At 44.7% G+C, this 20231-nt stretch carries 19 protein-coding genes, 1 tRNA gene and 1 riboswitch; of the genes, 3 read left to right on the top strand and 17 right to left on the bottom strand.

The window, feature by feature from the left end:
* Nucleotides 1-241: 241 nt before the first annotated feature.
* The 11 genes from DW694_RS16070 to DW694_RS16020 all read right to left on the bottom strand — a co-directional run bounded on the left by DW694_RS16070 (nucleotide 242) and on the right by DW694_RS16020 (nucleotide 9691).
* Nucleotides 242-329 (bottom strand) — tRNA-Ser (locus tag DW694_RS16070).
* A gap of 797 nt (nucleotides 330-1126) precedes the next feature.
* Nucleotides 1127-2812, bottom strand: a complete 1686-nt coding sequence (locus DW694_RS16065) for a GTP-binding protein (protein ID WP_118753320.1) — start codon at nucleotides 2810-2812, stop codon at nucleotides 1127-1129.
* Nucleotide 2813: 1 nt separating this feature from the next.
* On the bottom strand, nucleotides 2814-3716 hold the full coding sequence (gene cysD, locus DW694_RS16060; RefSeq protein WP_015526618.1) for a sulfate adenylyltransferase subunit CysD: 903 nt from the start codon (nucleotides 3714-3716) through the stop codon (nucleotides 2814-2816).
* A gap of 56 nt (nucleotides 3717-3772) precedes the next feature.
* Nucleotides 3773-4084 (bottom strand): ferredoxin family protein, encoded by a 312-nt coding sequence (locus DW694_RS16055; RefSeq protein WP_015526617.1) that lies wholly within the window; start codon nucleotides 4082-4084, stop codon nucleotides 3773-3775.
* A complete protein-coding gene (locus tag DW694_RS16050) occupies nucleotides 4068-5774 on the bottom strand; it encodes an adenylyl-sulfate reductase subunit alpha (RefSeq protein WP_118753319.1) in 1707 nt (568 codons plus the stop codon). Before DW694_RS16050 ends, DW694_RS16055 begins: the two co-directional genes overlap by 17 nt.
* Before the next feature lie 5 nt (nucleotides 5775-5779).
* Nucleotides 5780-6196: a M67 family metallopeptidase gene (locus DW694_RS16045; RefSeq protein ID WP_118753318.1), complete on the bottom strand. Its 417-nt coding sequence runs from the start codon at nucleotides 6194-6196 to the stop codon at nucleotides 5780-5782.
* A gap of 37 nt (nucleotides 6197-6233) precedes the next feature.
* Nucleotides 6234-7040: a thiazole biosynthesis adenylyltransferase ThiF gene (gene thiF / locus DW694_RS16040; RefSeq protein WP_118515984.1), complete on the bottom strand. Its 807-nt coding sequence runs from the start codon at nucleotides 7038-7040 to the stop codon at nucleotides 6234-6236.
* Complete coding sequence (gene thiS / locus DW694_RS16035) at nucleotides 7040-7249, bottom strand: sulfur carrier protein ThiS (RefSeq protein WP_021650460.1); 210 nt, start codon at nucleotides 7247-7249, stop codon at nucleotides 7040-7042. Before thiS (DW694_RS16035) ends, thiF begins: the two co-directional genes overlap by 1 nt.
* 12 nt (nucleotides 7250-7261) lie before the next feature.
* The gene (locus DW694_RS16030) at nucleotides 7262-7507 is read right to left on the bottom strand and encodes a sulfurtransferase TusA family protein (RefSeq protein WP_015526613.1); all 246 of its coding nucleotides are present in this window, start codon (nucleotides 7505-7507) and stop codon (nucleotides 7262-7264) included.
* A complete protein-coding gene (locus DW694_RS16025; RefSeq protein ID WP_118753317.1) occupies nucleotides 7500-8363 on the bottom strand; it encodes a 4Fe-4S binding protein in 864 nt (287 codons plus the stop codon). Before DW694_RS16025 ends, DW694_RS16030 begins: the two co-directional genes overlap by 8 nt.
* Before the next feature lie 62 nt (nucleotides 8364-8425).
* Nucleotides 8426-9691 (bottom strand): aminotransferase class I/II-fold pyridoxal phosphate-dependent enzyme, encoded by a 1266-nt coding sequence (locus tag DW694_RS16020; protein WP_353615834.1) that lies wholly within the window; start codon nucleotides 9689-9691, stop codon nucleotides 8426-8428.
* 280 nt (nucleotides 9692-9971) lie between these two features.
* Here DW694_RS16020 and DW694_RS16015 point away from each other — a divergent pair, with 280 nt between their 5' ends.
* The 3 genes from DW694_RS16015 to DW694_RS16005 all read left to right on the top strand — a co-directional run bounded on the left by DW694_RS16015 (nucleotide 9972) and on the right by DW694_RS16005 (nucleotide 13386).
* Nucleotides 9972-11162 carry a HAMP domain-containing sensor histidine kinase gene (locus DW694_RS16015; protein ID WP_286187248.1) on the top strand — a complete coding sequence of 397 codons (1191 nt, stop codon included), beginning with the start codon at nucleotides 9972-9974 and terminating at the stop codon, nucleotides 11160-11162.
* Nucleotides 11163-11876, top strand: a complete 714-nt coding sequence (locus DW694_RS16010; protein WP_021650464.1) for a response regulator transcription factor — start codon at nucleotides 11163-11165, stop codon at nucleotides 11874-11876. It abuts the gene before it with no gap.
* Between the two features lie 199 nt (nucleotides 11877-12075).
* Nucleotides 12076-13386 (top strand): hypothetical protein, encoded by a 1311-nt coding sequence (locus DW694_RS16005; RefSeq protein ID WP_118753315.1) that lies wholly within the window; start codon nucleotides 12076-12078, stop codon nucleotides 13384-13386.
* A gap of 104 nt (nucleotides 13387-13490) precedes the next feature.
* Here the strand turns inward: DW694_RS16005 and DW694_RS16000 are convergent, their stop codons facing one another.
* The 6 genes from DW694_RS16000 to DW694_RS15975 all read right to left on the bottom strand — a co-directional run bounded on the left by DW694_RS16000 (nucleotide 13491) and on the right by DW694_RS15975 (nucleotide 20035).
* Entirely contained in the window at nucleotides 13491-14507 is a 1017-nt protein-coding gene (locus DW694_RS16000) for a sulfate ABC transporter substrate-binding protein (RefSeq protein ID WP_118753314.1), read from the bottom strand.
* A 255-nt stretch (nucleotides 14508-14762) separates the two neighbouring features.
* The gene (locus DW694_RS15995; RefSeq protein WP_110104204.1) at nucleotides 14763-15587 is read right to left on the bottom strand and encodes a hypothetical protein; all 825 of its coding nucleotides are present in this window, start codon (nucleotides 15585-15587) and stop codon (nucleotides 14763-14765) included.
* 293 nt (nucleotides 15588-15880) lie between these two features.
* Nucleotides 15881-17044, bottom strand: coding sequence for a 2-iminoacetate synthase ThiH (gene thiH, locus DW694_RS15990; protein WP_353615835.1), 1164 nt, complete (start codon nucleotides 17042-17044; stop codon nucleotides 15881-15883).
* Nucleotides 17045-17315: 271 nt separating this feature from the next.
* On the bottom strand, nucleotides 17316-18101 hold the full coding sequence (locus DW694_RS15985) for a thiazole synthase (protein WP_021650468.1): 786 nt from the start codon (nucleotides 18099-18101) through the stop codon (nucleotides 17316-17318).
* Nucleotides 18102-18264: 163 nt separating this feature from the next.
* Nucleotides 18265-18468 (bottom strand): sulfur carrier protein ThiS, encoded by a 204-nt coding sequence (gene thiS, locus DW694_RS15980; RefSeq protein ID WP_015526603.1) that lies wholly within the window; start codon nucleotides 18466-18468, stop codon nucleotides 18265-18267.
* A 249-nt stretch (nucleotides 18469-18717) separates the two neighbouring features.
* A riboswitch (TPP riboswitch) is annotated at nucleotides 18718-18825 on the bottom strand.
* 91 nt (nucleotides 18826-18916) lie between these two features.
* Complete coding sequence (locus DW694_RS15975) at nucleotides 18917-20035, bottom strand: Ig-like domain-containing protein (protein ID WP_182465515.1); 1119 nt, start codon at nucleotides 20033-20035, stop codon at nucleotides 18917-18919.
* Nucleotides 20036-20231: the final 196 nt, after the last annotated feature.

Here is a 20231-nt window from a genome sequence, read left to right as displayed (position 1 = left end):
TTTCGAGAATCGTATGTGTTTCACTGTTTAGTTATCAAGGTTTGTTGCGTCTGTCTCTCAGACAGCTCGTTTATTTTATCTCATCTCAAATCGTTTGTCAAGTACTTTTTTCAACTTTTTTCAAACTCTTTTTTTGATGAATCTCTGTCTCGCTGACAGCTTGTTTACTTTATCACATCCGCAAGCGTTTGTCAACAAGTTTTTTATTTTTTTGAAAAATTTATTTTTTTCAAAAAAATAACGGAGAAGGAGGGATTTGAACCCTCGCGCCGCGTTAGCGACCTATACCCTTAGCAGGGGCACCTCTTCGGCCTCTTGAGTACTTCTCCAGACTCCGAACTTATAATTTCTTATTAAATTGGAGTGCATTTCTTCTGTGTTTTCATCCGAAACGCATGGTTAATTATATCCGAAAGATATAAGTTTTGTCAACACCTTTTTTTCATTTTTTTACATTAATTTTATCTTAGCGCGATTGACCAATCATATTATCCCCTTAGACAGGTGGCTACGCACGACACGCTGTCCGTGTGGACAGCGCAGGGGAAGTCCATCTCAGAGTTCCGAAGTCCGAGGGCTTCCCTGCCCCCCACCCTCTTGGGCACGGAACAAGCGCTACATCTTCGATATATAATGCGACTGACTTTTATTATGGAATCTTATGCCAAGCTGATTACTGTCTGAGCCGATATTATTCCGGAACGTTGTGCCGAGCTGATTCTTAGATACAACATTCCTCCTGAACAATTTCTGTATGACACTCTACTGCCATGCATCATTGAATACTATCTCGAACTGTTCACTTTCCGCAACCGGCCTGTGTGCACAGCCGAGGAGCTGGCATATGGGCGGGGCGCTCTGCAGGAGGTGTGACAACTACTTAGGCTCTGGAAGGTGGCGTTGTTTTTCAAAAGTTCGCTGTCTGAGCGCAGCGAGTTCGGACTTTTGGAAAACGCTTTTAGCCACCTTTCAGAGTCTTAGTAGTTTCCACCGACGAAGCCTGTCCCGCCCATATGCCAGCTCCTCGGCGTCCGTCAAACCACGAAATCCCGCAACCCCCAAAGAAAAGAGGCCGCACATGCAGCCTCTTACACACATAACTATAGAAACTATAAGTAACCCAACATCAGATCATCCAGAAATTATCCGTGCAGACAATCCTCCTGTAAGTCTCAAACTTAAACCACTTATTATGAAACTCCGACTTATTATCAGCAGCCTCAAACTCCCTCAAAAACATCTGATAATCATCATTACTGCGGATCTCCAGGGCAAAACCTCTCTCATCCACAACAGGAAGCCCCATAAACACATACTCATCCAGCGGAATAATATCCTGCACCCTCTTATCACGGATCAGAACAGCCGCGCTATCCTCCAGAGAAACAATATCAAAATAGCCCGGATACTCAAAGCTGTCACCCTCAACAGGCACCACATCCCCTACATAATAAGTCTTAACCTCTTTATCCGCCTTGGAAAGCAGCGCATTCTCAAGGTTAAAATAAAACTCCTCAAAAACATAACCGCCAACCTTCACATCATCCTTCTGGAAATAAGGCTTCTCCCCCTCAGTATCAACCGATTCCACAACACCACATGCAGAAGTCATATGACTCACACGGTCGATCAGGATCAGCTCACCAAGAGTCTTATTCCTCTTAAACTCATCCAGCACAACCTTATCAGAAAGACCGATTTTGCAAAGAGCGATCTCATTCTTCTCGATCGTATCTGCATGCAGATGCTCCCCGGTATTTACATCCGTCTTAAACTCAATACTCTTAACCACACCTGCGATCTTCTTGGTACCAAGCTTCACAAGATACTCCTTGCCCACTTCAAGCCTGGAATCATCCATCCATAGAAGAGTAGCCTCAAATCCCTTTGCAACAGGAATCTCATTATTATTGGTAAGAACACATCCACGGCTTACATCAACCTCTTTATCCAGCTGGATCGTAACAGCCTGGCCGGCAACAGCCTCCTCACGATCACCACTACCCACCAGGATCGTCTTAACAGCCGCTGTCTCGTTGCTTGGGAGCGTTGTGATGATATCGCCTACATGAACCCGGCCACTCTCGATCTGGCCCTGGAAACCGCGAAATTCATGGTTTGGACGGGAAACACGCTGAACAGGCAGATAAAATTCGCTGACATTCTCAACCTCTGAAACATCCACAGTCTCAAGATGCTCCAAAAGAGCTTTACCCGTATACCAGGGCATATTCGGAGACTTCTTCGTTACGTTATCACCCTCTGTAGCACTGACAGGAATAATCACAACATCCTGAAGCCCCAGAGTCTCAGAAAGCTCATTGATATCCTTTACAATCTCATTAAAACGACTCTCACTGTAATCAACAAGATCCATTTTGTTAACAGCAAATACAAAATGATGGATACCCATCAGAGCGCAGATACGTGCATGACGCCTTGTCTGAACCAGAACCCCCTGCTTCGCATCCACAAGAATAATGGAAAGCTGAGCAAAGGAAGCTCCAACTGCCATGTTCCTTGTGTACTCCTCATGTCCGGGAGTATCCGCAACGATAAAACTTCTTTTATCGGTTGTAAAATAACGATACGCAACATCAATGGTGATCCCCTGCTCACGTTCTGCCATCAGGCCATCCAGAAGAAGAGAATAATCAATGGCACCACCTCTGGAACCTACCTTGCTGTCCAGAAGAAGGGCTTTTTCCTGATCCGCATATAAAAGCTTGGAATCATAAAGAATATGACCGATCAGTGTAGATTTTCCATCATCTACACTTCCGCAAGTGATAAATTTCAGTAATCCGCTCATCCTAGAAGTACCCCTCTCTCTTTCTTTTTTCCATGCTGGCAGCTCCGCCGTCGGAATCAATAACACGTGTGGTTCTCTCAGATTCCACAGAGCTTAAAGTCTCGTCAATGATCTCGTCCAGTGTCTCCGCGTCAGACTCGATACCACCTGTCAGAGGATAGCATCCGAGAGTACGAAAACGCACCTTTTTCATCTGTGGTTCTTCACCCGGGTTCAGGCGCATCCTGTCGTCATCCACCATGATAATATTTCCGTCTCTGTATACAACCGGACGCTCTTTTGCAAAATAAAGAGGAACGATCGGGATATTTTCTCTCTTAATGTACTGCCAGATATCAGTCTCAGTCCAGTTGGAAATCGGGAAAACACGGATGCTTTCGCCTTTATTGATCTCCGTATTATAAAGCTTCCACATCTCCGGACGCTGGTTCTTCGGATCCCATGCCTGCTCTGCGTTACGGAAGGAGAAAATACGCTCTTTTGCACGGCTTTTCTCCTCGTCACGACGACCGCCGCCAAAAGCAGCTGTAAAACCATATTTCTTAAGAGCCTGCTTCAGAGCCTGCGTTTTCATGATATCTGTGTATGCGGAGCCGCTGTCAAAAGGATTGATTCCCTGCTTCACACCATCCTGATTAATGTACTCAAGCATTTCGATCCCCAGATCCTTCGCGGTTTTGTCACGGAACTCGATCATCTCTTTAAATTTCCATGTCGTATTTACGTGAAGAAACGGGAATGGCGGTTTCTCAGGATAAAAAGCCTTCATTGCAAGATGAAGCATTACAGAACTGTCTTTCCCTATAGAATAAAGCATTACCGGCTTCTCGCACTCTGCTGCAACTTCACGGATGATATAAATTGCCTCTGCTTCCAGCTCATCCAAATGTGATAATCCACTCATATCTGATCTCATCCTCCTGTTCCGGCCGCCAGAACCGGCAGCACTTATCTTCTGGTCTAATATTTATTCGAATTCCGTCGATCCACATCGATCACGGATGTAGAACCGTCCGTTTTTGTAATGATCCAGTGAAGGATATCCCCTTCGCTTTTTACATTCATGATACTTCCGTTACCACCGATATCTGCACCAAGGAAGAAGTCGATGGCACCGGCTTTACATTCCTTTACACAGGAAACGCAGCCCCAGCAGTTTTTCGGATATTTCATCACGGCTTTTTTGTCTTCCATGACGATCAGGGTTCCCGGACATACTTCACTGCATTTTCTGCAGCCAACACATTTTTTCTGATCAATTCGTATGCTCATATGTGTCCTCCTTTACAATGTCACGGAAAATCATCCTGATCTCGCCGTTTTCCAGTTTCGAATTTACATATTTATAAAATTTCTCATCTGTTTCCGGATGATCCAGATTTTCGTTAAAAGAATGCCATCTGGTCTCTTTGCGGTTTTTCAGATGAGCGATCAGTGAACGGCACACAATGAGACGCTCACGAAGTTCATATGCAAACATCAGCTCATGCATACCTGCTGCCGCTGTTTTTTCGGCAAGAGCCTGAAGCTGAAGGATTTTTTCATCTGCAAGAGCAAGCTGCTTCTCATTAAACTGATAATTAGAAGCAATTCCTCCCGCATATTCATCCATGACTTTCTGCATGGCTTCCTCAAGCTCCTCAATGGAAAATGCCGGAGCATCTTCATTACGGAACTTTTCATACTGGGAAAGGATCTTCTCTTCCTGAACCTTGAGCGCCGCCTCTGTCTGAATATCAGCCTCTTTCAGAGTTCCCGCACCAAACTGTTTCACCATATCCAATGCTGCAAGCTTTCCTTCTGCAAGAGCTCCTGTTACATATTTCTGCGGGCATCCGCCTGCAACATCACCTGCTGCATAGAGTCCCTTTACCGTAGTTTCACGGCCTGTATTTACCCAGTAGCCGCTGGCTGTATGACCGCCTACGATATACGGCTCTGTTCCCTGGATCTCCACATCCTGCTGGCTGGGGTTCTTTCCGCTTTCGATCCATTTCAGAGTCTGGCTCGGTGCCATGTTGAGATAAGCCTTCAGAAGATCTTCATCCTGTTCCTTCGTGATCCCTGTAGTCTTCAGGTAACACGGGCCGTGGCCAAGCTGATTTTCCCGAACTGTTCCGTAAACTCTCTCGCTTGTGGTCAGTCCGTATTTTGTCTCATAGATCTCGCCAGCTGCATTGATCTGTTTTGCGCCGACGCCCTGTGCGATGGTTCCCGTAGGAGCAATGGTATTCTTGCAGCGAAGTGCGATAAAACGCATCTCAAAGGACGTCATCTCCGCACCTGCCAGAATTCCCATTGCGTATCCGGCACCTGTGTTAAACGGCGGATACCACATCTTATGTCTGGAAAATCCGGGATTGTTTGGTTTATAAAGTCCGGCCGCTCCGCCTGTTGCAGCAAGAACTGCTTTTGCCCGGATAATGTATGCTGTTTCTTCCATAATAGAGAAACCAACCGCTCCGTAAACCTGTCCGTCTTTTACAAGAAGGTCTGTGATATTTACATAATTCAGAACGTCTACGTTCTCAGCTTTATGGACTGCATCAGCAAGAAGGGGTTTAAAATTTTCGCCGTTGATCTTGATGTTACGGTTTCCTCTGGCTACATAATCACCATTTTCATCCTTCAGGATCACAAGCCCAAGCTTCTCCATTTTTGCGGTAACTTCGTTGAAATTCTCCGCTGCTGTAAGAAGAAGGTCCTGCCTTACGATACCGGCGGCATCCTTTGTGGCATAATCTACATAGTCCTGCGGTTTGCGGCCTTTTACGATGTAGGCATTGATGGCATTAACACCTGCTGCCAGACAGCCGCTTCGTCTGATATTTGCTTTTTCTGCGATCAGTACCCTGCCGACTTTCTGTTCTGAGAGAACCAGCGCCGCATAGCAGCCTGCGGTACCGCCGCCTATGATCAGCACATCTGTTGTAATTTCCTTTGTGTTTAATCTGTTTTTCATACTCATCACTCTGTTATCTGAAGCTCATGTACAGTTACATTTTTCTCTTTATCTACGCCAAAGGCCTTCAACACCGGATTTTCTGCATCCATAAGGGAGAGAATCAGATATTCGATGTTCGGGTCAAATGCAAGTCGTTTATCTTCTTCGGAAGGCCTTGACGGAGACTCCGGATGAGAATGAAAGTTTCCGATCATCTGGTACCCGTTCTGACGGATATCTTTGATCGCACTCAGCTGTTCCTTCGGGTCCATGGAAAAGTGTTCGTTGCTTTCATCGATATTTGTCAGCAGATACACCTTCTCGATGGTTTTTACATCGCCCTCAATGGTCCCGCCCAGAAGGCCGCAGGACTCATTGGGAAGTCCTTTTCTGCAGTGGTCTAATATTTTCTTGTAATCTTCTTTTTTTAATTTCAGCATTTCTTCACAGCCTCCAATGGGTTTCTATACTTAATTTTCAGTGTTTCAATTCACACACAGCCTGCTCATAATCGATCAGTTCTGTGATCGTCGGATCATCGCCGCATACCGGGCAATGATGATTCTTCGGAAGCTTCACGGTACGGAAGGTCATCTTCAGTGCATCGTAGGTGAGAAGTCTTCCTGTAAGAAGATCACCCTGTCCGATGATGTACTTGATCGCTTCCATTGCCTGAAGACTTCCGATCACGCCGCCCATGGCTCCGATCACGCCAGCCTGCTTACAGGTCGGTACGGCGTCCTTTGGCGGCGGGCTCTGGAATGCACATCTGTAGCATGGTCCCTGTCCCGGAACGTAAGTCATCAGCTGTCCCTGAAAACGGATGATACCTGCATGTGAAAATGGTTTCTCAGCCATTACACAGGCATCGTTGATCAGGAATTTTGCAGGGAAATTGTCCGTTCCGTCCAGAATGAAATCGTAATCTTTGATCAGATCCATGATGTTGCTGGAATCTACAAAGGTATGATATGTATTTACAGTAACGTCCGGGTTGATTGCTTTCATGGTCTCAGCCGCGGACTCTACCTTCAGTTTGCCGACATCTGCAGTTGTGTGGATGACCTGTCGCTGAAGATTGGAAAGATCCACCTCATCTGCATCCGCGATCCCGATGGTTCCCACACCTGCAGCTGCAAGGTAAAGGGCTGCCGGTGATCCAAGTCCGCCGGCTCCGATGATCAGAACCTTGGCATTCAGAAGCTTTTTCTGACCTTTTACTCCAACCTCTTTCAGGATGATATGGCGGGAGTACCTCTCAAGCTGCTCATTTGTAAAAGCCATTATCTTGCGCCTCCTCCCATGTAGTACAGGAACTCAACAACGTCGCCGTCCTTTACCTCTGTTTCCGGAACGTCTGCCTTGCTGATGAATTCATCGTTGATAGTTACGGTTACATACTCAGGACTTTCAATATCCTCTTTCTCAATAAGCTCTGTAAGCTTCAGTCCGTCTTCGTACTCTTTTTTATTTCCTGCAACTGTGATTGTCATTTCTCTGTTCTCCTATTCTTCAACTTTTCTTACGATCAGTGTATAAGTTCCGTCTTCATTGTCCTCGAGCTTCAGGATCTGATGTCCTTCTTCCTTTACGCTTCTCGGCACATTCTGTACCGGCTCGCCATCGTTCATTTTGATCGCCAGGATCTGTCCGTCATCCAGCTCCTCAAGTGCTACTTTTGCTTTTACAAAGGTTACCGGGCAAACTACATCAGTAATATCTACTGTATCATCAATCTTAATATCAGCCATTGTATGCTCCTTTCAAAACTTCCTGAAGTTTTTCAGCGCCTACCCGATCGATGGTAAATTTAAAACGCTCTCCCGGATTTGCATGATCCTCAAAGAACCGGATCGCTGCATCGGTCACTCTGAAAAGCTGCTCCTCAGAGGTGATCAGCGGAAGGAATTCCTGTCCCTTGCTGATGTGATTTCCAAACGTTCCTCCAAAGGAAACGATATATGCTTCGTTTACATCCCATGCATCCACAGGACAGGATTTCGCACATCTGCCACAGTAGTTACATTTCTCTGTATCGATCACCAGCTTGTCATCCTCAAAAGAGATGGCGTTTTCTCTGCAGGCCTTTTCGCAGACACCGCAGTGGATACATGCATCCTCTTTCCAGCTGACCTCAGCTGCTCCCTTGATCCCTACATCATTCTCCTCTGCCTTCAGACAGTTGTTCTGACATCCGGTAACACCGAATTTAAATTTATGAGGAAGCTCTCTTCCGAAATATCTCTCATTTAATTTCACCGCAATGTCATAGCTGTTGATATTTCCACTTGGACAGACAGCGTTGCCCTGGCAGGCTGTAACTGTACGGACTCTCGGTCCGCAGACACCAGGCTTACATCCGCCTTTTGCAAGATCATCCTTTACATCATCAATATCATCTAATTTAATGAACGGGATCTCAACTCCCTGTCTGGAAGTAAGATGTACATATCCGTCACCGTATTTCTCAGCTACCTCTGCGATCTTCTTAAGGTTTTCTGCGGTAAGTGTACCGCCTACACAGGCAAGACGAAGGGAAAAATTATTTTTCTGCTTCTGTCTCATGAAACCACCTTTTTTTAATGTAGCGTAATCTACTTTTGCCATAACGAACTCTCCATTTCTCTGCTGGTGCAGCTCCTGGTACATCGTTTTCGGTGTACCAGATTTTATCGGTTATTTTCTATCGCTTGTTTGAAATCTTCTTTTAAATCTTCAATATCTTCAATTCCCACACTGATACGGATCAGATCCTCGAATACTCCGGACTGCAACTTCTCTTCGTCGGAGATGTGTGCCGCGATGGTGGATTCCGGATGAATCACCAGGGTCTTCGTATCTCCGACATTGGAGATGATCAGCGGGATCTTCAATGAATTAATAATGGAAAAAGCCTTCTCCTTGCTTCCGGTTCTTACGGTTACAATAGCTCCGTAGCCATTCTTAAACTGCTTTTTTGCAATTTCGTGATAAGAGCTTTCTTCCAGTCCCGGATAATTTACTTCAATGTCACCACCCAGTCCCTGTAAAAATCTCGCAAGCTCCAGTGCATTATCACACTGTCTCTGCATTCGAAGTCCCAGGGTTTCCAGTCCCAGATTATTAAGAAAAGCATTCTGCGGAGCAAGACACGCGCCAGTGTTCCGGAAAAGTCCGTTTCGAAGTTTGGCGATGTATGCAAATGGTCCGAATTTCCGGTATGGAGCAAGTCCCGGATATCGGTCAGGGTCCCATTTCAGACCCTTACCACAGACAAGAATGCCGCTGATGGCATCACTGCTTCCATTAATATACTTGGAAGAGGAATGAACCACGATGTCAGCCCCAAGCTTCAGCGGCTGGATCAGATACGGAGTTGCCACGGTGTTGTCTACGATCAGCGGTACGTCATGCTTATGTGCCACTTCCGCAACTGCCTGGATATCGGTAACATCCAGCTTGGGGTTGCCAATGGTCTCCGCAAAAACAATTCTCGTCTTCTCTGTGATCTCTGCCTCAAAAGCTTCCGGCTTATTCTCTTTCACATATTTTACAGAAATCCCGAAAGGCTTCAGATCATCGAACAATTCCACAGTTCCGCCATACAGTCCGCAGGCTGCCACAATCTCGTCTCCCGCCTGAAGAATGTTCAGAAACGCATTGGTCAGCGCTGCCATTCCGGAAGCACAGGCCACACTGCCGATCCCATCCTCCAGCATGGTCACTCTCTTCTCAAAGGACTCTACCGTAGGATTGTTGATCCTTGTATAGGAGAAGCCCATTTTTTTATTGTCAAAAATTTTCTCCAGGTCTTCCGCGCTGTCATGTCGGAATGCGCTGCTCTGATAGATTGGAACCTGTGTTGCACCCTGTGGATATTTCTCGTTGGTGCCGTGGAGCAGCCCTGTATTAAAGCCGTATTCGTTCATAGCCTCTTCCCTTTCTTTTGTTGACACTTATATTAACCTACTATTCATAGTATGTCAATAGGAAAACGGGATTAAATGTATTTTTTTGTGTACACAACTATACGACAGCATGATACAATTATAGCAGTTACGATAATCACAGCACCAAAAGAAAGATGCTCGCAGACATACAACAAACCCACATTAAGAACAGGAGGTGATCCTTATCAATATAAACCCAAAGCTCCGAAATATTTTTCACTCTTTATTCAGTCCCATCCTTGATTTCCGCGTTCGGCTGTTCAACATCCTCGCCTTGGGAGGTACTGTGATCAGCCTGATCATGGCCTTTCTCAGCCTCGGGACCGGTTCCTGGGGAAATGTACTGATCAATTTTGCGCTGGTTGCAATCTCCGGAGGGCTTTTTCTTTATTCCTATTACAGTGGAAAATATCAGCGCTGCTACCTGATCACCATTGTCGTGATTTTTCTGATCGTTTTTCCGGTGATGTTTTTTACCAGCGGCGGTTATCGTGGCGGCATGCCGGCATTCTTTGTGTTTGCTATTATTTTTACCGTGCTGATGCTGGAAAAAAGACGCGCTCTGATCGTTTCCCTGCTGGAGATTCTCCTTTATATGGGACTGTGTCTGGTTGCATACCATTTCCCGAACACTGTAACTCCTTTTGCCACGGAAGCAGACCGGCTGGCAGATATCCTTCTGGCGTTTGTCTCTGTAAGTATTGTCTGCGGCAGTGTTCTCTATTTTCATCTGAAGGAATATAATCAGCAGCAGCTCCTTCTGGAGGAACAGAATCTGCGACTGCGCTCCCTTGATAATGCCAAGTCCACCTTCCTGACCACCGTTGCCCATGAGATTAAAAATCCTCTGAGTTCCATTTCCCTCCACGCGCGGGACACCTCCGAGCTCCTTGAGGAAGAGCCTCTGGATTTCTCTCTTATGCAGGAAAATCTCCGCACCATTGAACAGTCGGTAATGCGGATTGACCGGATCGTGCTGGATCTGATGGATACGGTTTCCATTGAACAGGGACGGCTTGCCCTTTCCCTTGTCCCATCAGATCTGTCCGGTCTTTTGTATTCTGTAAAAAAAGACTACTGCAGTCATCCAAGCTCAAAGAACAATCAGCTGGTCCTTACGACACAATCCGGACTCCCGGAAATCTCTGCTGATCCGGAACGGCTGATCCAGGTTGTCACCAATCTGATCTCCAATGCAGAGCGTCACACCCAAAACGGAACCATCACCATTTCTCTTACCGGCGAACCGGGCTGGCAGACCATCTGCGTCTCCGACACCGGAACCGGCATGTCAGAAGAAATGCGAAAAAACGCACTCAAGGGTTATGTTTCCGCTGATAAGGATTACTGGCGGCACGGCATAGGCCTCTATGTCTGTCATCAGATCATCACTGCCCATGGCGGCAAAATATGGCTGAAAAGTAAAGAAGGCGAGGGAACTCAGGTGTTCTTCTCACTTCCGGAGGAGGAATCATAAATGAATGAAAAGAAATCACTTATCCTTATGGTCGAGGATGAAGAACAGGTGCTGAATACCAACTGCCGGATGCTGCGGCGCCGTGGCTACGATGTCCGCACTGCACAGACAGCCGCCGAAGCCTATCATCAGCTTGAAGAACAGCTGCCGGATCTTCTGATCCTGGACATTATGCTTCCGGACGGAAACGGTCTGGATATCTGCCGCCGCTTCCGCGAAAAGACCATGAATCCGGTTCTTTTTCTCACCGGAAAAAGTGATATCCGGGATCGGGTAGAAGGACTTCAGCAGGGAGGCGACTATTATCTCACCAAACCTTATAATTTCGATGAATTTCTGGCCGTGATCCAGATGCTTCTGGAACGCCAGAAACGAATGGAAGAAAAAATAAAAGAAAAATTTCAGTCCTCCCGTCAGATCACCATCGGCAGCCTGCGGTTAGATCTTTCGGATGGCCATGCATATCTCAATAATGCCGACACAGGCCTTACCCGGACCGAATTCTCTCTGCTGCGTCTCCTTGCAGAAAACCAGGAGAAGATTTTTTCTGCAAAAGAGCTCTACGAAGCGGTATGGGGCAGCTGTGCAGGAACAGATACCAGCACGGTACGGCGGCATATCTTTAACCTCCGGACCAAGATCGGTGCCGAAGATACCGATGAGTATGACATTGTCTCGGTTTATGGGAAGGGATATCTTTTTACCTGCCGGTAAGCCGGCCTTTTCACGATCGGATAACATATTTCCAGACCTGTACGCAGCTTTCCGTAAATGTCTCTTTTTCTTCACATTTCCGGATATCGGGATCTGTCTGTTACAATGTACTTAACAGACAGATCTTTTTTATTTGTAAAAATTTATGATCAAAGAATAGTAAGCAGCTAACTGCTGCGCAATTTATCAGGAGGTGCCTATGCATAAAAAAATCTTAGTTCTTTTAACAGGCGCGATCGCTCTTTCCATATCTGCAGTCCCGGTCCTCGCTTCTGACCCTCCAACCGATGACGGTCAGTACATCTGGCAGGATGAAAACGGAGATTACTGGTACCGCAATGGTTCCGAGGATGAATATATCGGGGAAGGTAATTATGCCCCTGACCCGGATTCCGGTGAACTGATGGAAGGCAACGATGCCGGCTGGACCGAACAGGACGGTTATTTTGAGCCTCATTATTATTATGAGGACGGCAGTGTGTGGCTGGAAGATGCCACCGGAACCACATATATTGGCTCCAGAGATAAATATTATATTGATGACTACGGTAATCTTCAGGAATATTCCGATTCTGAAACTGATTCCTCCTCCGGAGATTCTTCAGAAGAATCCTCCGATACCAGTGGAAACTCCTCCTCGCAGGATTCCGATTCTTCATACCCAAATTCCTCTTCCGATACAAACACGGAAGATTCCTCCGAATCGGAAAAGCGCGGCGAGCTTCATATGCGGGTTGGATTCCCTGCCGATGATACGATCAGAGAATCCATGCCCGAAAAAGAAGGTTATTTCGAGCAGCGTTCCGTAAATGGCGGAAAAAGCACTGCCTTTGTTTTAAAAGTACCGAATTCCTCTCTGGCGGATTCTTCCCTGAAGGGTTTTCTGGCAGAATACTATCCGGTAAAGGGTGAGATCATCACCAAAAAAGATCTTACCTTTGAATCTTATCCTGCCACGAAATATCAATACTTAACCGAAGTCAACGAAGAAGAAAAAAATGTAGATGCTCTTGTATGCCAGACTGACGATTATACATTCGGACTTTTTGTCCTGACTCCGTCAGACACCTATGATAAGGCCGCCGAAAAGGAAGCCACAGAGCTGATCAAATCCATAGATTTCGTTTACGCAGAGCGTGTGGATATGGCCATGACGGATTACTTCCAGGTCCTCACTCCGGAGCGTTGGAAATATCTCTGCCATTATGAAACAACCGAAACCGAAAATGGTGGATATAAACTGACTTATTACAATGAGGATGTTCCTGTACTGACTCTGGAAGCCAGATATTACGATGGCGAAGACCAGCCTCTGGACAGTGTATGGCAGGGCTATCTCGGCCGTATCGAAACCGTCGACGGCAAAAAATACGATCTTCTGTCCACCATCAGCCAGTACTCCAAGGACGTCTCTGATGAATGGAAGGAAATGTATGACACTTATCTGGATGTCATAAACGGGATCCGTATAATGGACGGCTGTTCCCTGACCGAAGGAAGCCATGCCTGATCCCTTGTGATTCACAATATTTACATAAAAGAAGCTGCAGACTCTGTTTTTTCACTGTTCTGCAGCTTCTTTGCGTTATTGTGTCCGACTATATCTTCTGCTGTCTATCCTTCGTAAATCTGATCAAAAATCCCTCCATCTGAGAAATGTGTTTCCTGTGCCTTTTTCCATCCACCAAAATCATCAATGGTGACAAGATTGATGTCCAGGTCAAACACATCGGAGTATTCCTTCAGAATATCCTGGTTTGACGGACGGTAATAATTATCACCGGCGATCCGCTGTGCTTCATCGGAATAGAGATAATTCAGATATTCCTCTGCCACATCTCTGGTGCCTCTTTTGTCTACGACTTTATCGACTACTGCTACAGATGGCTGTGCAAGGATGCTGATACTTGGTGTTACAATCTCGTAATCGTCCGGATAATCCTTTACGGAAAGATAGGCTTCATTTTCCCAGGCGATCAGTACATCACCCTGTCCGTTTTCCACGAAAGAGGTCGTTGCGCCTCTGGCTCCGGTGTCCAGGACAAGTACGTTTTTGTAAAGATCTCCGATGAATTCTTTAATTTTGTCCTCGTCTCCGTTATATTTATCTTTTGCATAGGCCCAGGCTGCCAGATAGTTCCATCTTGCTCCGCCGGAGGTTTTCGGGTTTGGTGTGATCACACCTACGTCTTTCTTTACCAGATCGTCCCAGTCTTTGATGTTCTTCGGATTTCCTTTTCTCACAAGAAATACAATCGTCGAAGTATAGGGAGCGCTGTCCTCCGGAAATTCGTCCACCCATCCGTCATCGATGAGTCCTGCATCCTGGATCGCATCCACATCATACTCCAGTGCCAGTGTTACCACATCTGCTTCCAGTCCGTTGGCAACCTCAAGTGCCTGTTTTCCTGAGCCTCCGTGGGATTGTGTGATGTCCACATCCTGCCCTGTCTTTTCTTTCCAATGCTTCTGAAAGATCTTATTATACTGTTCATAGAGCTCTCTGGTGGGGTCATAGGATACGTTTGTAATGCTGACACTGTCCGCCGCATAAGCGGTTGCTCCTGTAAGACTTCCGATGGTTACTGCTGCCAAAAGGGCTGCTGTTGCTGATTTCCATTTTCTTTTCATAATACTTTTCCTCCTGTTTTTCTGCCTTTATTTTTGTTGTTGGCTTATTATAAACACGAGTAAGTCTTTATGAAAACTATAGAATCGGAAACCGTTTTCATGCTATCCAAAATTCCTGGTATTCCTACCTTAAAAAACAGCAGAAAAATCCCGGAAATCGGTAAATAAACATATGATTCCGTATAAAAATTTCCATTTCAGAATATTTACAGAAAACGTAATCAGCCTTGTATTTACAGTATTTCTGGTGATTTTTTATTTGATATTCAATTCTTCCAGCAGCTTTTTCATATAATTTTCATCTTTCATAGCCTTATCAAGGTCTTCTGTACGGTTCTCTTCCAGAAGTTTTTTTGACAAAAGCAGTCCCTGCTCCATTCCTTTTTTCATTCCTTTTTCCATTCCCTCATCCAACAACATCTGTCCAAGTCTTGTCATAGATATAACCTCCTTAATCTCATCCAGATCTTTACTATCCAAAAACTTATCTGCCAGAGTATATAACATTGCCATTGTTTTTTCTGCTGTTAGGCCACGTTTCTTTTTGGATAGTATAACTGCTTCTTTGATTTTTTCCTTAATCTTCATATTCCCAGACATTAATGGTGTCAACGATAGGCTTGCATAATCTTCTTCCGTAAGCTCTGTTCCGTCTTCTTGTTTTTGTCGTATTTTTTCAAAAACCTCATCTGCATTTCTATCCTTGAGATATATCGGTTGTATCCGATATGTAAACAGTCCCATATTCAATTCTGTCTTAACCGATTTGATTCCACCTGAATAAATCACATAGGTTATAACATTTTTTCCTGTTTTATGTGAATATACCGCATCATAGGCAAGAAATCTGCGCAAATCATTTTCTCCCTTGTCGGTTGTCTGGAATTCTATATGAATATAAAATCCTTCTTTAGTCAGAAATGTAAAATCCATATATAAAGAATGAATAGTAAGTTCTATCAGCTCTGTAGGACCAAGATTCACAAATTCATAGTCAATTCCAAGACTTTTCAGGATCGTATCACGGAAATAATCAAATCCCATTTTCATAATAGCATCTTCATGTTTTGTATTTGCCATGTGGCACCTCTTTTTTAGTTCAGTATCGTTATCGGCTGTGCCTTGAAAATGCTTTTGTAATTTTACTCTGACTCTTTATCTTATGTGAATTTTATTATTCTTAATCGTCCTCCTTGTTATATTTATTTTATCAGACCCGGACTAAAAAATCATCATTACTCTTCCGACAAATTCTTCCTTTATTTTCTATCCGTTTTTATTTTATGGTTATCCACACCCACCCCGGAGAAACATTCTCCGGGGTGGGTGGTTTTCCACATATTCCACAGAAGTTATCCTCTTCTGTCGTGTTTTCACAGATAAATATAGTCGTTCATGACTGGCTGCAGTCCGTGGTCTTTCAGGGCGTTGAAGACTTCGTCCACAGACCTTCCGTCGGAAATCTCAAACTGATCATCACCTTTATCCTCAATATCATCCACATGGCTTCCGATTCCGGTGCTGACACCTGCAGAGATCTTGGTTGCTGCGATATTCACCAGATTGTCACGGACACGCTCACACTCTCTGGTGGATACAGTAATACTTGCAAACGGCATAAACAGACGATATGCACAAACTACCTGCAAAAGCTGCGGTTCGTGTACATCCTTCGGGTTGATCCTGTCGTTGTTGATGATCGGACGAAGTCTCGGGCAGGAAAAAGCGATCTCTGCGTGTGGATATTTTCTCTGCAGAAGATATGCATGATATCCCGTTGCAAAAGCATCCTTGCGGAAATCATCCAGTCCCAGAAGTGCCGCAAAACCAACACCTCGCATGCCGCCTTTTAACGCACGCTCCTGTGTATTTAACCTGTATGGAAAAATCCTCTTGTGGCCTGCCAGATGCAGAGTTTCGTATTTATCAGAATTATAAGTCTCCTGGAAAACTGTCACATAATCTGCGCCGCATTTGTGAAGATATGCGTACTCATCAGAATTCATCGGATACACCTCAAGACCGACTACCTTGAAATATTTCCGGGCGATCTCACAAGCCTTTCCGATATATTCCACATTAGATTTCGTTTTGCTCTCTCCGGTAAGAATCAAGATCTCCTGGAGTCCGGTTTCTGCAATGGCTGCCATCTCTTTCTCGATCTCATCTGCATTCAGCTGTGCGCGGCGGATCTTGTTGTGGCAATTAAATCCACAGTAAATACAGTAGTTCTCACAGTAGTTTGCAATGTAGATCGGTGTAAACATGCAGATACTGTTTCCAAAATGTTTCCTTGTTTCGATCCGTGCAGCCTGTGCGATTTCTTCCAGAAGAGGCAGCGCTGCCGGTGAAAGCAGTGCTTTAAAATCCTCCGGTGTACGGTTGTCATGAACAAGCGCTCTCCGTACATCCGCTTCTGTGTACTTATCATAATCATATGCGTTCATTGCGGAAATAACCTGATCCATTACATCAGATTCTTCCAGCTGTTCCATATCCGGAAGGTACTTCATGTGATCGATACGGTTCTTTTTCATATCTTCCAGAATTTCTTCATTTACAATACTTTCATTAAAATGGCCGTCCTGCTGACTGGCCTGTACTGTTTCTGCCATTGTTGTTGTGTCGCTCCTCTCGTACTTTTATTATTTTCAAATTTGTAATATTTCAGTATCTGTTTTTAGCCATTCGTTTTCTTTTCTGCTCTGGTTGATCTGCATCAAGTGAATATTCGCAATCCGCTTTCGCTACACAGATTTCCCCTTAATAACCGTATATTTCCGAGTCTTTCAATATACTGTCATTATTTTACTCATGCAAAAATCCGGTCAGCGGTGAGGATGCACTTGCACCTCTCTCCAGAGTTCTTCCCATACCGGAAAGATATGCACTTCTTCCTGCCTCAATAGCTTTCTTAAAGGCTTCCGCCATAACACGGACGTCTCCTGCAGTTGCAATGGCTGTATTTGCCATAACTGCTGCAGCACCCATTTCCATAGCCTCACATGCCTGTGACGGGCGGCCGATTCCTGCGTCCACGATGATCGGAAGGTCGATCTCGTCGATAAGGATCTGGATGAATTCTTTTGTACAGATTCCTTTGTTGGAACCGATTGGAGAGCCAAGTGGCATTACACAGGCAGCTCCTGCATTCACCAGATCTCTGGCTGCATTCAGATCCGGATACATGTATGGCATAACTACAAAGCCCTCTTTTGCAAGGATCTCTGTTGCCTTGATGGTCTCGTAATTATCCGGAAGAAGATATTTGGAGTCATGGATAACTTCGATCTTTACAAAATCTCCGCATCCAAGCTCGCGGGAAAGTCTTGCGATACGAACTGCCTCTTCTGCATTTCTGGCGCCGGACGTATTCGGAAGAAGCGTAACATTCTTCGGAATATAGTCCAGAATGTTCGCAAGTCCACCCTCATTTGCACGGCGCAGGGCAAGTGTTACGATCTGAGTTCCTGCTTTTTCAATACATGCTTTTACAAGCTCCAGGGAAAATTTTCCGGAACCAAGGATAAAACGGGAAGTAAACTCATGGCCTCCCAGGATCAGTTTGTCTTCATTTGTGTTTGCTGTTGTCATTTTTTATGTCCACCTTTCTTTATGTCTGTTTGCAGAAAATATTTCCACCGATTTATAACCAGCGCCTTCTTCTGCCAGATCATTCTTCATCTGCATTTTTTCAGTAACTTATCTGTCAGTTACTGCCGTGGTATATCTACCTAATTTTATCTCTATAGCGACATCAGCAGCTTCCGCCGCCCATAAACTGCAGAATCTCCACAACATCGCCATCTTTCAGTACTGTTGTATCGTAAGTATCTCTCTTAATGATTTCTTCATTCAGCTCTACTACAACCTGCACCGGAACATAGTTACATGCTTCTAGATATTCTGTTACTGTCACCGGCTTTTCCAATGTTCTGCTTTCACCATTTACTGTGATCATGATCTCTCCTTTCCGGAAACTTCAAAAGCTATTCGTCAATAAAAAAAGAGTTCACAAAGAAATACACCCGCGGTGGTGCACCCCTTCATGAACTCAGTTCACTCTCAAATTTCCCAATATTCAATTGTCGATACCGGGGTTAAAAGCGTTCGCTCTTGATCCCTTCCCTGTAAATCCTGATCTTACGTATTCAATCGGATAAAAACATCCGCATCCAATAAAAAAGGAGATACACCAAAGTATCTCCCGTAAATTCATCTTATACGTTCCTACGTTGGCATTATCCAAATCAGGTATAAGGGTCGAAGTTGAAGACTTCCTCTCAGCCTGCCATCACAAGCTCCCCTGTTATTTACATGGTTTAGTATAATTCCGATTCTGCTTCATGTCAAGAACAATAAATTTTGGTTTTATTTGCCGGTTTTATTTGCAGAGTGAACAGTAACTTTTATTTATAAGCAGTGAATCCCAGATCTTTCATTGTCAGATTTAAATTCTTTTTCAGATAATCATTTGCTACTTTCATTGTCGCTTTCATCATAATATTGGAAGAATCCTGCAGATCTGTCATCGCTTTTTTTCCGTTTGTATACAAGAAAGTCAGATTCTGACCCTTATAAGCAGATGCTTTTGTAGAAGAAGTCACCAGCAGAAAGACTTCATTTGTAGACAGGGCGGACTTCACACTGACCGTATCAGATTTCACACAGTTTCCGATAATATCCAGTCCGGCAAGGATTCCATCTGAAGGCATAGAGAGCAACATCCCAATATCTATCTTATCTTCTTTCTTCAGATAACCGATCATCAGAGTACTTTCTTTATCTACTTTGACATTTATAAACTGATTTCCGTCTTCAGTATATTTACCTTTCTGACTGATGTATTTTTTCAGTTTGCTATAATTCTGCGTCAATCTGGTATTAGCCGAGGTCGGATTCTTTACAGTAACCTTGCAGGTGAATTTTCTGCCGCCAAGAGTCGCTGTGATAACCGCTGTTCCTGTTTTTACCGCGGTGATCTTTCCGGCAGAAGTTATCTTGACAACATTTGTGTTGCTGCTCTTCCATGACGGTTTCAGACTGGTGCCTTTGATCTTCAGTGTATAAGTTTTTTTCGGTGCCAGTGTCAGGCTGGTCTTATTCAGGGTGAGATAATTCAGACCTGCGATTGCTGTCAGTCCTTTTTTATTATAGCTACTCCAGATCGTATTTTTTCCGGATTTCCGGTAAGCTCTCACTGTGTAAGTATAGCTTACTCCGGTACTTACTTTTGTATCGGTAAACGTAACATTTTTGCTTCCTGTGATGTTTTTTACTGTTTTCCATCCGCTGTTTCCGGTCTTGCGGTATACCCGGTATCCGGCAACTCCTTTTACCTGTTTCCAGCTGAAAATAATCTTATTCCTGCCGGAGATCTTAATAGAAGACATAGTCGGCGTTGCTACGTCTATCGCCGCCTGTACTTCTGTCGCACTGATCAACTCCGGAACCGCAGCTGGTGCCGCCGTTGCAATCATAAAACCTGTCAAAATGCCACATAAAGCTTTTTTCCAATTTCTTCTCATACGCTTTTTTCCTTTCTGCTTTGTGGTATATCTAGATTCCCTAACAAATATAGTATACATTACAAAAAATATTCCTGCTATGATATTTTTCACCGAATCGGGGCTTTCGGTGAAATTCGGCAGTTTCTACAATGGCTTGACACTCCCCTCAGCTAAAGCAGGGGGATTCTTGCTTCTCCCACTACTGCATTGGCAA

This window comes from Ruminococcus sp. AM26-12LB (assembly GCF_003480785.1).
Lineage (GTDB): Bacteria > Bacillota > Clostridia > Lachnospirales > Lachnospiraceae > Blautia_A > Blautia_A fusiformis.
The sequence above is the reverse complement of the archived record's forward strand: the minus strand, read 5'-3'. Positions and strand labels throughout refer to the sequence as shown.

Coding starts and splice junctions, on each gene's coding strand:
- thiH (WP_353615835.1), bottom strand. CDS start 17,044: ATGAAAAAGAACCGTATCGATCACATGAAGTACCTTCCGGATATGGAA.
- DW694_RS16045 (WP_118753318.1), bottom strand. CDS start 6,196: ATGCTGAAATTAAAAAAAGAAGATTACAAGAAAATATTAGACCACTGC.
- DW694_RS15995 (WP_110104204.1), bottom strand. CDS start 15,587: ATGGCAAATACAAAACATGAAGATGCTATTATGAAAATGGGATTTGAT.
- thiS (WP_015526603.1), bottom strand. CDS start 18,468: ATGATCACAGTAAATGGTGAAAGCAGAACATTGGAAAAGCCGGTGACA.
- cysD (WP_015526618.1), bottom strand. CDS start 3,716: ATGAGTGGATTATCACATTTGGATGAGCTGGAAGCAGAGGCAATTTAT.
- DW694_RS16005 (WP_118753315.1), top strand. CDS start 12,076: ATGCATAAAAAAATCTTAGTTCTTTTAACAGGCGCGATCGCTCTTTCC.
- DW694_RS16050 (WP_118753319.1), bottom strand. CDS start 5,774: ATGAAAAACAGATTAAACACAAAGGAAATTACAACAGATGTGCTGATC.
- DW694_RS16025 (WP_118753317.1), bottom strand. CDS start 8,363: ATGGCAAAAGTAGATTACGCTACATTAAAAAAAGGTGGTTTCATGAGA.
- DW694_RS16000 (WP_118753314.1), bottom strand. CDS start 14,507: ATGAAAAGAAAATGGAAATCAGCAACAGCAGCCCTTTTGGCAGCAGTA.
- DW694_RS16030 (WP_015526613.1), bottom strand. CDS start 7,507: ATGGCTGATATTAAGATTGATGATACAGTAGATATTACTGATGTAGTT.
- DW694_RS16055 (WP_015526617.1), bottom strand. CDS start 4,084: ATGAGCATACGAATTGATCAGAAAAAATGTGTTGGCTGCAGAAAATGC.
- DW694_RS15985 (WP_021650468.1), bottom strand. CDS start 18,101: ATGACAACAGCAAACACAAATGAAGACAAACTGATCCTGGGAGGCCAT.
- DW694_RS16065 (WP_118753320.1), bottom strand. CDS start 2,812: ATGAGCGGATTACTGAAATTTATCACTTGCGGAAGTGTAGATGATGGA.
- thiS (WP_021650460.1), bottom strand. CDS start 7,249: ATGACAATCACAGTTGCAGGAAATAAAAAAGAGTACGAAGACGGACTG.
- DW694_RS16010 (WP_021650464.1), top strand. CDS start 11,163: ATGAATGAAAAGAAATCACTTATCCTTATGGTCGAGGATGAAGAACAG.
- DW694_RS15975 (WP_182465515.1), bottom strand. CDS start 20,035: ATGAGAAGAAATTGGAAAAAAGCTTTATGTGGCATTTTGACAGGTTTT.
- thiF (WP_118515984.1), bottom strand. CDS start 7,040: ATGGCTTTTACAAATGAGCAGCTTGAGAGGTACTCCCGCCATATCATC.